Source organism: uncultured Gulosibacter sp. (genome assembly GCF_963509965.1).
Taxonomy (GTDB): domain Bacteria; phylum Actinomycetota; class Actinomycetes; order Actinomycetales; family Microbacteriaceae; genus Gulosibacter.
On record NZ_CAUPDE010000002.1, the window covers coordinates 70,294 to 83,798 of the forward strand.

The 13,505-nt window shown below is 63.6% G+C and carries 13 protein-coding genes; 6 read left to right on the forward strand and 7 right to left on the reverse strand.

What is annotated here, in order from left to right; genetic code table 11:
* Window positions 1–3 precede the first annotated feature (3 nt).
* Entirely contained in the window at window positions 4–591 is a 588-nt protein-coding gene (locus RQ865_RS02315; protein WP_311477175.1) for an ECF transporter S component, read from the reverse strand.
* 169 nt (window positions 592–760) lie between these two features.
* Between RQ865_RS02315 and RQ865_RS02320 the strand changes: the two genes are divergently transcribed.
* The 6 genes from RQ865_RS02320 to RQ865_RS02345 all read left to right on the forward strand — a co-directional run bounded on the left by RQ865_RS02320 (window position 761) and on the right by RQ865_RS02345 (window position 7,026).
* Window positions 761–1,132: a response regulator transcription factor gene (locus RQ865_RS02320; protein ID WP_311477177.1), complete on the forward strand. Its 372-nt coding sequence runs from the start codon at window positions 761–763 to the stop codon at window positions 1,130–1,132.
* 114 nt (window positions 1,133–1,246) lie between these two features.
* Window positions 1,247–2,140, forward strand: a complete 894-nt coding sequence (locus RQ865_RS02325) for an ATP-binding cassette domain-containing protein (protein ID WP_311477178.1) — start codon at window positions 1,247–1,249, stop codon at window positions 2,138–2,140.
* Entirely contained in the window at window positions 2,140–3,345 is a 1,206-nt protein-coding gene (locus RQ865_RS02330) for an ABC transporter permease (RefSeq protein WP_311477180.1), read from the forward strand. Before RQ865_RS02325 ends, RQ865_RS02330 begins: the two co-directional genes overlap by 1 nt.
* A gap of 205 nt (window positions 3,346–3,550) precedes the next feature.
* Window positions 3,551–5,683, forward strand: coding sequence for an acyl-CoA dehydrogenase (locus RQ865_RS02335; RefSeq protein WP_311477181.1), 2,133 nt, complete (start codon window positions 3,551–3,553; stop codon window positions 5,681–5,683).
* Window positions 5,684–5,788: 105 nt separating this feature from the next.
* Window positions 5,789–6,664, forward strand: coding sequence for a neutral zinc metallopeptidase (locus tag RQ865_RS02340; RefSeq protein ID WP_311477183.1), 876 nt, complete (start codon window positions 5,789–5,791; stop codon window positions 6,662–6,664).
* On the forward strand, window positions 6,664–7,026 hold the full coding sequence (locus tag RQ865_RS02345; RefSeq protein WP_311477185.1) for a hypothetical protein: 363 nt from the start codon (window positions 6,664–6,666) through the stop codon (window positions 7,024–7,026). Before RQ865_RS02340 ends, RQ865_RS02345 begins: the two co-directional genes overlap by 1 nt.
* On the opposite strand, the gene recQ is transcribed toward RQ865_RS02345, so the two are convergent.
* The 6 genes from recQ to RQ865_RS02375 are packed head-to-tail and all read right to left on the reverse strand — an operon-like array spanning window position 7,007 to window position 13,306.
* Window positions 7,007–8,818, reverse strand: coding sequence for a DNA helicase RecQ (gene recQ / locus RQ865_RS02350; RefSeq protein WP_311477186.1), 1,812 nt, complete (start codon window positions 8,816–8,818; stop codon window positions 7,007–7,009). The genes RQ865_RS02345 and recQ overlap by 20 nt on opposite strands.
* Before the next feature lie 21 nt (window positions 8,819–8,839).
* Entirely contained in the window at window positions 8,840–9,925 is a 1,086-nt protein-coding gene (locus tag RQ865_RS02355; RefSeq protein WP_311477189.1) for a serine hydrolase domain-containing protein, read from the reverse strand.
* A 4-nt stretch (window positions 9,926–9,929) separates the two neighbouring features.
* Window positions 9,930–10,226: a rhodanese-like domain-containing protein gene (locus RQ865_RS02360; RefSeq protein WP_311477191.1), complete on the reverse strand. Its 297-nt coding sequence runs from the start codon at window positions 10,224–10,226 to the stop codon at window positions 9,930–9,932.
* 46 nt (window positions 10,227–10,272) lie between these two features.
* Window positions 10,273–11,511, reverse strand: coding sequence for an ABC transporter permease (locus tag RQ865_RS02365; protein ID WP_311477193.1), 1,239 nt, complete (start codon window positions 11,509–11,511; stop codon window positions 10,273–10,275).
* Window positions 11,508–12,284: an ABC transporter ATP-binding protein gene (locus tag RQ865_RS02370; RefSeq protein ID WP_311477194.1), complete on the reverse strand. Its 777-nt coding sequence runs from the start codon at window positions 12,282–12,284 to the stop codon at window positions 11,508–11,510. Before RQ865_RS02370 ends, RQ865_RS02365 begins: the two co-directional genes overlap by 4 nt.
* Window positions 12,281–13,306, reverse strand: a complete 1,026-nt coding sequence (locus RQ865_RS02375; protein WP_311477195.1) for a hypothetical protein — start codon at window positions 13,304–13,306, stop codon at window positions 12,281–12,283. The genes RQ865_RS02370 and RQ865_RS02375 overlap by 4 nt, the downstream gene beginning before the upstream one ends.
* Between the last annotated feature and the right edge of the window lie 199 nt (window positions 13,307–13,505).

Below are 13,505 nucleotides of genomic sequence, written 5' to 3' on the forward strand. Positions count from 1 at the left end.
CCCCTATTTGCCCGTCGTGTCGTTGGGCCCGGTTTGCACCGGCCGGGCTTCGCTGCGGCGCAGGCCGCGCGCCACCCCGGCCTTTGCCAGCGCATCCGCGAGCCACAGCGCGACCGCGGTGAAAATTGGTGGTGAGATGAAGAACGAAATCACCACCAGGGTGGCGCCGAGCGCCGAAAGGTCACCGCCGCGCAGAATCCCGAAAGCGGCGCCGGTGACCAGCAGGCCGTACGCGAGCCCGGCCACCCAGAACACCCAGCGCTTCCAGTAGCGATAGCCCGAGATCAAAAATGGCAGCTCTTGTGCGGCGCCGACGGCGAGGCTGATGAGCAGCGCCTGAAAGCCGATCAACTGGAAGGGGCTTGCCACCAGGCCCGCGAGACCGGTGGTGAGTAGCGCCACCGCGGGGCGGCGGAAAAGTGCCTGGGCGAGTGTTCCCGGTAAAAAGTAGATGCCCATGGTGAGCCCGTAGAGAAACGGGATGGTGTTGACGGTGAGCGCCCCCACCCAAGCATGTGCGGTGAACAGCATCCCGCCGGCCACACCGAGGGCGGCGCAGGCCATGAGCAGGCGCGTACTGACGTTCTTCACTGTGGGCTCCTTATAGCCAGCCCATTCTAACGGCGCTGCTGGCGGGTCGGTGTGGATGAACGGACGGTGACGTATCGCGTCAATTGCCGGTAACCATTAGCCGTTACGTTCTTCTACAGGCCGAGCTCGTGGAGCTGTTGTGCGAGGCACGGAGAGGGATGGAGGCGAGATGGCGCGGATCGACGTGGTCATTGCCGACCAGCATCATTTGGTGCGGGCGGGATTTTCGCTGATCCTGCAATCGCTGGATGGTGTCAACGTCGCCGAAGCCGATTCGGTTGATGGCGCGGTCGAACTGGTTGCTAAGCATCGCCCCAGGCTCGTGCTCATCTCGGTGAAACTCGGTGAACGCAGCGGCTTTGAACTGACCCGACGTATCCGGCAGCTCGGTGAGCCGCAGCCGCGCATTCTCATCATGGTTGGTTCGCGGGACGGTGACGTGGCAGAGCTCGTCACCAGGTCGGGAGCCGACGGCACGGTGGCCAAGTATGCCACCCCCGAAGAGATTGTGGCGTCGGTGCGCGGCGCGGTTGCGGCGTAGCCGCTTATCGCAGTGCTGCTGGACGTGCAGTGAAATAAGGCTGAATGGCCGGTTCAACTGCGTGCATTAGCGTGCAACGCGTTCGAACTCACATGGCGAATGCAAGGAGGCTGCATGATTGAGATTCGCAACCTCAGCCATCAGTACGGCGACCGGCAAGTTCTCAAAAACGTCTCGTTCACGGTTGAACCGGGGAAGTTGACGGGCTTCGTTGGCGCGAACGGTGCCGGAAAGACGACGACGATGCGGGCGATGCTCGGGCTCATTCGTCCCACTTCGGGTGAGGTGCTGTTGAATGGGCGGCCGATTACGGCGACCGACCGTGTTGGCATTGGCTACATGCCCGAAGAGCGTGGCCTCTACCCCAAGATGAAGCTGCACGAGCAGATCGTGTATTTCGCGCAGTTGCACGGGGTTGAAAAGTCGGTTGCGGCTCGGCGGGCGGATGCATTGCTCGATCACCTCGGGTTGAGTGAACGCCGCGACGAGACCGTTGAATCGCTCTCGCTGGGTAACCAGCAGCGCGCCCAGATCTGTGTGGCGCTGGTGCACGAGCCGAACATTCTGGTGCTTGACGAACCGTTCTCGGGGCTTGACCCGATCGCGGTGGAGGTGGTGCTGGACGTGCTCGAGCAGCGCGCCAAGAGGGGTGCGCCGGTGCTGTTCTCGTCGCACCAGCTTGAGGTGGTCGAAAAGCTCAGCGACAACCTGGTGATTATCTCGCAGGGCGAGATTAAGGCTGCCGGCACGCGCCGCGAGCTGCAGGAAGCTCACTCGCGTGGGCTCTATCGAATTGGTGTCGAAGATCACGGCTGGCTTGCTCAGCAGCCCGGCGTCGAGGTGCTCGAGCGTCTTGAAGATGGCGTTGTGGTGCGCATTGCGGGGGATGCAGCCGAATCGGCCGCGCGCGCCCAGCAATTGTTGCGCGATGCCATCGGGCACGGTCAGGTCAGCGAGTTTGGTCGCCACCTCGTGCCGCTCACCACGATTTTTAAGGAGGTGCGCTAATGACTGCACCAGTCGAAACCACCGCCGCCAGTGACGCGACCGGTTTGAGCACCGTGCAGGGTGCGATGCTTGTCGCCAAGCGTGAGATTGTTACCACCGCCCGCAGCAAGGCCTTCATTTGGGGGCTGATTATGACGGTCGCGGTCATCGTGCTGCTGATCGGCGGTCAGAAGCTACTGGGTTCGATTTTTGCCAGTGCCGCCGGGGTTAACCCGGATGAGACGGTGGTTACCACGCTCGATGCCGAGCAGCTGCAACAGGCTGGGATCAATGCCGAAAAGGTCGATTCGGTGGAACAGGCGATTGAGAAGGTGCGTAGCGGTGACGCCAGCTCGGCCATCGTCTCGGGTGCCGAGGCAAATGGTGTGACCGTCTACGACGACCGTGGCCAGCAGGTGCAGATTCCGAGTGAAGCGCCGGCGGTGGTGCTCGGTAAAGACGGCACCCCCGTCAACATCATTGACGCGCTCACGGTCACACCCCCCACTGCGATGATCGACAAACCCGACACCGAGCTGTCACCGCTGGTGACCTATGTGGCGGGCGTCTTCCTCGGGATGCTGTTCATGGTGGGTGTGGTGGGCTATGCCGCCCGCATCGCCCAGAACGTCGTGGAAGAGAAGGCCTCGCGCATTGTTGAGCTGCTGCTGGTGACGGTTCGTCCCCGCACGATCCTCGCGGGCAAAGTGATCGGCGGCACGATGCTCGCGCTGGTGCAGGTGGTGGCGGTGGTGGTCGCCGCGTTTGTCACGCTGGCGGCCACCGGGCAGCTTTCCGGTGGTGACCTCGGCGATCCCGCTGCGCTCACGATTGGGCTGATCTGGTTTGCGGTGCTGTTCGTGGTGGGGTTCATGCTCTTCGCGGCACTGTATGCCGGGGTTGCCTCAACCGTTTCTCGGCCCGAGGATGTGCCGAGCGCCACTTCGGTGCTCACTTTCGTGGCGATGGCACCGTACCTGCTGGTCATCATGTTCAACACGAACCAGCCGGTGCTCACCTGGCTGAGCTACATCCCGCTCTCGTCGCCGGTGGCGATGCCGCTGCGGCTGTTTGCGGGCACGGCGGCGTGGTGGGAGCCGCTGCTGGCACTGCTCGTGCTGGCTGCCACGACGGTGCTGTTCCTGTGGATGGGTGCGCGAATCTACGAGAACACGGTGCTGCGCAGCGGCCGCGTGAAACTCAAAGACGCGCTGCAAGAGGCATAGCTATCGCACTTCGACCGCGCATCGCGGGAGCTCACACTCGGTGGGCTCCCGCGATGCGTTTCTGAATGATTTGCGGCAACCCTACAAGCCGACGGCTCGATTTTGGAGGGTGGCTTGTATTCGCGGGCAAAACTTCAGCGGCTACTCGCGGTGGCGGTCTTACCGTGATTCAGATAACGCAATGGCGCGTGAACGGAGGCCCGACATGTCAACGCAAGCAGATGCATCCCGGCCACAGCTGGCCGAACCCCCAATCGACGATCTGTCGCCCAACGAGCTGGCCCAGGCAGTCGACTCGCTCGAAGATCCCGAACTCGACTCGAGCGCCTCCGGCGGCCGAATCGACCGCGAGGCAGTGCATCAGGCACTGCTTGGCAGCTGGCCAAAAGAACGGCTTGCCGGGCGTCGCAATGCCGCAAACCCAGCGTTTTGGCGCGACGACAGCCTCGGCATGCCCGAGCACCGCGAGCGCGTATTCGAGCAGAGCCGCAGGCTGGTTGCAACCGGCACCCCGGCGCTCGCGTATCCGGTGAAATATGGCGGCGGCAACACGGCCGGTGGCAATATCGCCGCGTTTGAAGAGCTTGTGCTCGCCGACCCCAGCCTGCAGATCAAGGGCGGTGTGCAGTGGGGGCTGTTCGGGGCCGCGATTTTGCATCTGGGCACCGAGGTGCATCACGACCGCTGGCTGCGCGAGGTGATGAGTCTCGATCTGCCCGGCGCGTTCGCGATGACCGAAACCGGGCATGGCTCGGATGTCGCCTCGATTGGCACCACCGCCACCTACGACCCCGAAACCGAAGAGTTCATCATCCACACCCCGTTTCGCGGTGCCTGGAAAGACTATCTCGGCAATGCGGCGCTGCACGGTCGGGCCGCCACCGTGTTTGCGCAGCTGATTACCGGGGGAGTGAACCACGGTGTGCACTGCTTTTTTGTGCCGCTGCGTGACGAGGCGGGGAACTTCTTGCCGGGCGTTGGTGGCGAAGATGATGGGCTCAAGGGCGGCCTCAACGGTATTGACAACGGTCGCCTGCACTTCACGAATGTGCGCATTCCGCGCGATTATCTGCTGAACCGCTACGGCGATGTTGCCGCTGACGGCACCTATCACTCGACGATCGAATCACCCGGCCGACGCTTTTTCACGATGCTCGGCACGCTCGTTCAGGGGCGTGTTTCGCTCGACGGCGCCTCGGCGGTGGCGATGCGTGCGGCCACCGCGATTGCGGTCACCTATGGCAATCAGCGGCGACAGTTTGCCGGGGCTGACGGCGACGAGGTGACGCTGCTCGACTATCAGCGGCACCAGCGGCGGCTGATGCCCGAGGTGGCCCGTGCCTATGCCGCGACCTTCGCGCATGATGAGCTGCTGCGGAAGTTTCACGAGGTTTTCCAAGACATTGCCGACACGCCCGAGAACCGTGCCGATCTCGAAACTCTGGCGGCGGCACTGAAGCCCGTTGCCACCTGGCAGGCACTCGACAGCCTGCAGACCGCGCGCGAGGCGTGCGGTGGAGCGGGGTTTCTCGCCGAAAACCGGTTGGTTGGATTGCGCGCCGATATGGACGTGTATGCCACCTTCGAGGGCGACAACAATGTGCTACTGCAGCTGGTGGGGAAGCGCCTGCTCGACGATCATCTCGCCCGGTTAAAACAGGATGCGGTGCGCACTGTGGCCTCGCAGGTGGGGTCGCGCGCCTACCGCGGCATTGGGCTGGCGCGGTTGGGTGCCAATGTCGGTGACTTCGGCCGGTTTGGTCGCTCGGTGGGATGGTTGCGTGACCCCGCGCATCAGCGGCAGCTGCTTGCCGCGCGGGTAGAAGAACCAATCGCCGAGATTGCGATGGCGCTTGCGCGGGTGCGTAACGAGTCGAAGCAGGTGCAGCGGGATGCGTTCAACCAGCAGCAAAACAAGCTGATTCTGGCGGGCGGCGCCTATGGTGAGTTGCTGCAGTGGGAGTCATTCACGCGCGCGCTCGACCGGTTTGATCCCGCCAGCGACACCCACCGCATCCTTACCGCGCTGCGTGATTTGTACGGGCTCGAGGTTATTCAGCGCGACCTTGGCTGGCATTTGATGTCGGGCAGGTTGACGGTGCAGCGGGCGCGGATGGTGTCGTCGTATCTCAACCGGCTGGTGGCGAAGCTGCGCCCGCACGCGCAGGATCTCGTGGCGGCATACGGGTATGAGGATGCGCATTTGCGCGCCAAGATCGCCACCGGTGCCGAGGCTGAGCGGCAGGCTGAGGCGGCGGAGCATTATGAGCTGCTGCGTGCCTCGGGTAACGCGCCGGTGCATGAGAAGACCCTGCGTGCGCAGCATCACCGCCACTAGTTTTGGTTGCTGGGGGTTCGACGGGGCTGCTCGAACCCCGCGGCGTTTCGCGGCCTTCGCGGCTGTCGGATGCGCGTTGTTTGGCAGCCCAGATAGATTAGAGTCATGACGTTTAACGACAATGCGAATTTTGATTCGCGCAATGTGCGCCGTCGCCGCGGCGGCGTTGCCGCTGTGGGTGGGGGTGGGGCGCTCGCGCTCATCCTGGGTTTTTTGTCGATGCAGTTTCTTGGCGTTGACGTCACACAGTTCTTTGTTCCGAGTGCGGGCACCTCGCAGCAGCAGGAAGAGAATCTGCAGTGCACCGGCGAGCAGGCCAATGCCTCCATCGACTGTCGAATGGAGGGCGGGGCGGTTACCCTCGAGCAGTTCTGGGCGGCCGAGGCTGCCAGCTTGGGTGTTCGTGGCTATCGCGACCCGTCGGTGATTCTTTATGACGGCTCGACCAATAGCGCCTGTGGTGCGGCGTCGAATGCTGTGGGCCCGTTCTACTGCCCGGCTGACGAGTCGATCTACATTGATGGCGCGTTCTTCCAGATCCTCACCGACCGGTTTGGTGCATCCGGCGGGCCGCTTGCCGAAATGTATGTGCTCGCGCATGAGTGGGGTCACCACATCCAGCACCAGCAGGGCATCCTCTCGAAGGTTGATCACCGCGATCTCGGCCCCACCGGCGGTATGGTGCGGCTGGAGCTGCAGGCCGACTGCTACGCGGGAGCCTGGATGGGAGGGGCCACGCGGGCCAGGGATGCGCAGGGCAACCAGATTTTGCGGGAGCCTACCCGTGATGAGATTGCGCAGACCATCTCGGCGGCGCAGGCGATTGGTGACGACTCGATCCAGCGTCAATCGGGGATGCAGGTGCAGCCCGAAACGTTTTCGCACGGTACCAGCGAGCAACGCACTCGCTGGCTCATGACCGGTTATGAAAAGGGTGTTGGGGCGTGCAACACCTTTGAGGTGCAGGGCTCAAAGCTGTGATGTCGTTTATTAGCCTGTTCATCAAACAGGCGGCAGTGTTTGTTTTTGCCAGCGTGTTGATACTGGCGGGGGTGCTGTTGATCGGTTTCGGGGTGGTGCGGCTGCGGGCGTTGAGTCGCCCCGCGCATCCTGTTTTTGGATCGGATGCGGGCGATAGCAGCGTTGATGACGGGCTAGAAGTGCCGGCCAATTTTGACAGCCAGCAGCGCTGGGTGCACGGGCTCGAAGACGAAAAACTGCCCACTGTGGTGAGCAGCCATAAGCCCGAGAATGAGCGGCGGCCGGCGATCGCGCTCATTGTCAGCGGCGCCGTGCTGTTTGTGGCCGGTGCGGCGGTGTTCTTCATTCGGATGAACTTCTAGCGAGCACCTCGAGCACTTCGTCGCCATAGTTTTCGAGTTTGCTGCGGCCCACACCCGAAATTTCTGCCAGCTCGGCCGTGGTGGTCGGCCGTTCGATGGCGATCTGCCGCAGGGTCGCATCCGTGAACACCACATAGGCAGGCACCCCCTGTGCGCGGGCGATCTCGAGCCGCCATTCGCGCAGCGCATCGAAGCGTTTGCGCTGATCGGTCGATAGCTCCTCCAGCGCGCTCGATACGCGGCGGCGCGGAGTCGCCGACCTACGTTTCGGATCTTTTCGCAGCGTCACCCGTTCACGGCCCGAGAGCACCTCGCCACCGCGCTCGGTGACCACCAGCACGCCGTACTCTCCCACCGCATCCACATAGCGCTGCGCGAGCATTTGCCGCACCACCGCACGCCAACCGGCCTCATCCAGTTCGCCACCGATTCCGAACGTCGACAGCGACTCGTGATTGAACCGCTGCGTGCGCTCGGTTTTGCGCCCGAGCAAAATATCGATGCTTGCCCCGGCACCAAAGCGCTGCCCGCGCTCGGTATTGAGCCGAACAACGGTCGACATCAGCTTCTGGGCCGCAACGGTGCCATCCCAGGTTTCGGGCGGCTGCAAACAGTTGTCGCAATTGCCGCAGGGTGCAGAATCCTCACCAAAATAGGCGAGCAGCATTTGGCGACGACAACCGGCGGTTTCGCACAGTGCCAGCATCGCATCCAGATGCAGCGATTGCTGGCGCCGGTAGAACTCGTCACCGCCGCCCTGATCGATCATGCGGCGCAGCTGCACCACATCACTCAGCCCGTAGGCGAGCCAGGCCGTGGCCGGTTCACCATCACGGCCCGCGCGGCCGGTTTCTTGGTAGTAGCCCTCCACCGATCTTGGCAGATCAACATGCGCGACGAAGCGCACATCGGGTTTGTCGATCCCCATCCCGAACGCGATCGTGGCGCAAATAATCAGCCCCTCTTCACGCAAAAACCGCGCCTGGTGATCGGCCCGTGTTTCAGCCGGTAGCCCGGCGTGATAGGGGAGCGCGGGCAGGCCCGCGGCGGTGAGTTTGGCGGCGAACTGCTCGGTTGTTTTACGTGACAGGCAGTAGACGATGCCCGAGTGGCCCTCGTGTTCGCGGCGGATGAATCGGATGAGCGAATCGGTTACCCGGTCTTTGGCGACGATGCGGTACTGAATGTTTGGCCGGTCGAAGCTCGAAATAAACCGGCGGGCGTCGGTGAGCTGCAGCCGCTCGACAATCTCTTCGCGGGTTTGCACCGTAGCCGTGGCGGTCAGCGCGATGCGTGGCACATCCGGCCAGGTGTCGCCGAGCATGCCCAGCTGTAGATAGTCGGGGCGGAAATCGTGCCCCCACTGCGAAACGCAGTGCGCCTCGTCGATTGCGAACAGCGAAATCTTGCCGCGTTGCAGCAGCGGCAGCGACTGCTGCAACCGCTCGGGTGCCAGGTACAGCAGATCGAGCTCGCCGGCCAAAAACTGCTGTTCGACCGCTTGGCGGCTGGGTTGATCGAGCGTCGAGTTGAGGTAGGCGGCACGCACGCCAAGCTGCGCGAGCGCATCCACCTGGTCGTGCATGAGCGCGATCAGCGGCGAGATCACCACCCCGGTGCCGGGGCGGGCGAGCGCGGGCACCTGGTAGCACAGCGATTTGCCGCCGCCGGTTGGCATGAGCACGAGGGCGTCACCGCCGGCGATGACGTGGTCGATGATTTCGCGCTGATTACCGCGAAAATCGGGATAGCCCCACACCCGCTGCAGCAGTTCCCGAGCCAGATCACCCATGGCGTTCAGCGTAGCCGGTGGCTAATGAGTGCTGTCGGCCGCGCGCACCGCCGCATCCTGCAGCCGCAATAACCGCAGCCGGTTGACGGGGAACATTTCGATAATGCCCGAAAAATATACGAAGCTCAGATCGCGGTCGGGGTCGAACCAGGCGATCGCCACATTCGAACCATTGTGGCCCCAGGCGCGGGCTGAGGTGAACCGGCCGAACGCCGAAGCATTGATCGCGTGCGCCGCCGGGTGACCCAGCTGCACGCCATGCCCCCACCAGGTGCGCGAACCGGCGAACGGATCGTATTCGCCGGCGTTCGACGGGGCGATCAGCTGCGCCACATGTTCTGGCCGCAGGCCCAGCCGTTCGCCACCCGAGCGCAATTCGCGCAGCAACCGCAGCGTATCGAACGCGGTGGTTGAAACCCCACCGGCGGGAATCACGGCCCGGCGCACGCGGGCGCTATTGAGCACCGCCGCAACCGGCAGCGTCGCCGGGCCGCGCGCGATCAGCGGCACCGCGCGCCAGCGTTCGGTGCCGGGCAGGCCCAAAAACGTGTCGTGCGCTCCAATGGGGTCGAGCACGCGCTGTCGCAGCAGCTCGGCAAGCGGGCGCCCGGCATCAGTCACGCCGCTCGTGCCGGTGGCTCGGCAGGCCAGTTCACCAAGGATGTAGCCCCACGCCAGCCACTCGTAGGCGGGCCGACCGCTTGGTGGGCGGATGGGGGATGCGGCTTCAATTTGCCGGATATTGCGGGCATAGTCGCCCAGCACCAGCAGCTCGCGCAGCGGCCCACCCGGTCGCGGCAGCCCCGAACGGTGCGTGAGCACATCCATCACGGTGATTGCCGACTTCGCTTCGGCTGCCCGGCTGGCGGCCGCGAACTCGGGCCAGTGTTCGGCGACAGGAGTGTGCAGATCGAGTGTGCCATCGGCGATGAGCGACCACACCAGTGCCGCAATGAAAATCTTCGACACCGAAAAGGGCCAGAACGCGGCCTGCGGGCCAACCCCGATGCGCTGGTCGACAACAATTTCGCCGCGGTGCTCAATGAGCAGGTGCGCCGGCCCACCGCGCTTGGCGGCGAGCTGGCGCACCTGCTCGAAGCCTGGCAATGTGCTAGCCGCGCTCAACCGGCAGACCGGCTGCTTCCCAGGCCGAGATGCCGCCCGAAACATTGGTGGTTTCGATGCCCTGCTGGGCGAGCAGCTGCACGGTGCGGGCCGAACGGCCGCCGCCGTGGCACATGATGTAGGGATTTTCGCCGAGCTCATCCAGTCGCGCGTCAAGCTCACCCAGCGGAATGTGCTTGGCGAACGGCACGCGCACCTCGTCGTGTTCATAAGGCTCGCGGATATCGATCAGGTTGATGTTTTCACCGAGCTTGCCCAGCTCTTCGACCGTGATGTTGTGCATACGGTCACGATACGGGAACCGGCCCCTGACACGCTGAGATGCAGGCTCAATAGCGAATCGCATCGATGATCTGTACGCGCGTGGCTTTGAGCGCCGGCAGCGCCCCGGCAAGCGCACCCACCACGGTGGCCGAAGCCAGCCCAATCAGGGCTGGCACCATTGGGAAAGGTGGCGGCTCGAGCAGCCCCATATCGCGGAAGAACCCGAGCGTGACCGGGTTCTGCAGCGCGATCACAGTGAGGGTTACGCCGACGATGCCGGCAATGAACGTGGCGACCACCGATTCGAGCAGCACCCCGAAGAAGATGCGGGCGCTTGTTGCCCCGTAGCTGCGGCGAATACCGATCTCGCGTACGCGCTGCTGCATGGTCACAATGTTGATGTTCACGAGCCCCAGCGCCCCGAGCGCGAACATTCCGACGGCGGCACCGACCACGAGCCAGGTGATCACCGCCGTTGATTGGGCGGCCTGTTCGCCCCAGTCGAGCCGCACGGCGTTCATCCCGCTCGCGCTGAGCTGTTCGTTGAGCTGATAGGCGAGCTGGTCACCAATTTCGCGCGGCACCCACATGAGCAGGTTCACGCTCAGCTGGTCGGGTTTTACCCCCGGCATCAGCTGCAATTGCTCGAACAGAAACCAGGCGCGCGGCGAGTCAAACTCACCGAACTCGGGTTTCACGACCCCAACAATCGTGAACAGCTGCCGACGGTCGCCATCGCGAAAATCAACCGTGGCACCGGATGCAATATCGGGCTCACCGAGCAGCTGCCACAGCTTCTCGTTAACCATGACGCCCGGCGCCAGCAGATCGGCATCTGAGTCTTGTAAAACCCGTCCCCGACTGATCGGTTGCCGAAAAATAGTGGTGTAGGCGGGTTCGATAGCGGCGAGATCCACCGGAATCTTCTGGCTTGGAGTCCAGGCGGTGCCCTTCGCTTCGGCGTGCAGCGAATGGTGGGTGACGCCGAAATCATTCGGCAGTCGCTGCAGCCGATCAAGCTGCTCGGGAGTGTGGCGGCCGGTCACCTGCACGGTGGCGCTGCGCCCACCGCTGCGCTCAATACTCTGTTCGGTGACGCTCGTGGTGATCTCCCCAACACCCAACGCGCCGGTGAGCCCAATCACGGCAACCGTAATACCGATAAGCGCCAGCAGGATGCGCAGGCGGTTAACGCGCAGCTCGTGCCACGCATCCACAATCAGCGCCACAAACCCGGTGATGCGGGCACCCCGCTCAGCCTCGCCGGGCTGCCGAGTCTTGATCGGTCGGCGTTTGGTAGTCACGCATCCACCTCGCTGCTGCCGGCTGAGGGTGTGGCAGCTTTCACCTGCTCGGTGAGCAGCTGCTCAGCCTCGGCCATCGTGCATTCGGTGAGCACGCCGTTTTGTAGCACCAGGATGCGGTCAAATTGCGCAGCCACCTGCAGGTCGTGGGTGATGGTCAGCAGCGCCGCACCGGTGTGTTTGCTGCTCGATTTCAGCAGCGACATCACATCGCGGGCGGTACCAACATCGAGCGCGCCAGTGGGTTCATCGGCCAGCAGCAGCTGCGGCCGCCGCACAATAGCGCGGGCGATGGCGACGCGCTGCTGCTCACCGCCCGACAGCCGGCGCGGTAACTGGTCGGCGCGATCAGCCAAGCCCACCTGCGCCAGTGCCTGCGCCGCGAGCGCCTGCCGGTTCCAAAACTGCCACGGGGTGCCGTAGTGCAGCGGCATCATCACGTTCTCGAGCGCGGTGCGGTTATCGAGCAGGTTGAACTGCTGGAACACAAACCCCACCGACCGGCCGCGCAGTTTGGCGAGTTTGTTTACGGGAAGTCTTGATGCATCCTGGCCGCGGAACACGATTTGACCGCTGGTGGGCTGGTCGATCATCCCCAAAAGATTCAGCAGGGTGGTTTTTCCGGCACCGGATCTGCCGAGCACCGCGACGCGGTCGCCCGCGTACACTGTCAGGTTCACCCCGCGTAGGATGCGCAACTTTTCACCGTCGGGAAGATCAACCTCGCGGGTCACGTCGATCACCTCGAGCACCCGGTCGCGTGGCTCGATCACCAGCCCATATCCTCTTGATACATGGGCACTTCGCTCGGCACATATTCGAGCACGGTGTCGCCCTCGTTGAGCCCCGATTTGATCTCGATCATGACCCCGTCGGTGAGTCCGAGTTCGACGGGCTGTTCGGTGGGGTCGCCAGATTCGTTCGGCAGGTAGACGATGCCGGTGGCATAGTCGCCGCGCACCGCGGTTACCGGCAGCACGAGCACATCCTCGGCGCTGCCCGAAACCACCGTGATATCGGCGCTCAGCCCGGCGAACACTTTCTGGTCGTCAGGCACGGCGCAGCGCAGCTGCCCGGTGATGGGGCTGTTGCCGCCATCCGCCGGTGGTGCGTACGGGTCATCCGCATTCAGCGGCTCAGGTTGTGGCGCACTCCGTGACTGATCGCCCTCAACCGCACCGATCTCGATTTTGCCGCAGTCGAACGGTGCCGGGCCACCGGCGATCGAGACCGTGGCCTGTGACGGCTGGTCGAGCATCCGGAACTGCAGATTGGCGCTGATATTCGCCACCGCCGTGAACGTACCGGGGCCGATTTCGCCGATTTCGTCGCCCACACCCACCTGCATTTTTGGTAGCGGTGTGAACTTGGTGAGCACACCCGAGGCGGTGGCGGTGATCTCGTGGTACTGGTAGATCGGCTCGGGTTTCGACATCTCGGGCGGCTCCCCCGTGGTGGGGTCGGGTTCGCCAATCGGTTCGGGGTCGGTTTGACCGATTTCTTCGCGCACCTCGAATAGCGGTTGGCCGCGCTCGATGCGGTCGCCCTGCTTTACGAACACCACGGTGACCGTGCCCTGGTCGGTGGCGCGCTGCGGTACACCGGGGTCGGCGACGAGCGAACCGGCGGCCGTGAACTCGTTAATGACACTGCCGCGCGTAACGGTCACCGTGGGCGAGGTGAGTGAGCCCGAGGGGGCGTCTGCATCGGCTGGGCGAGTGTTGAAGAACGCGAGCTTCACGAGCGACACCGCCACGGCGACACCGACGATGAGCCAAATTGATGCGAAAATCACCTGCCGCACTGTGGGTTTTTTACGGGGCAGGATCGGTGCAGTAGCCGGTTGTGGCGCTGCTTCGCTGGCCGGTTGCTCCGGGGCGTCAGGATGCATGGTGTCTCAAACTTTCGGGATGCATGATGCCGAAGTGCCGAAGGCGGATTTCCACACAATAACAGTTCTCAACTGGGTGATACACGCCGGCAAAACTGTTGCA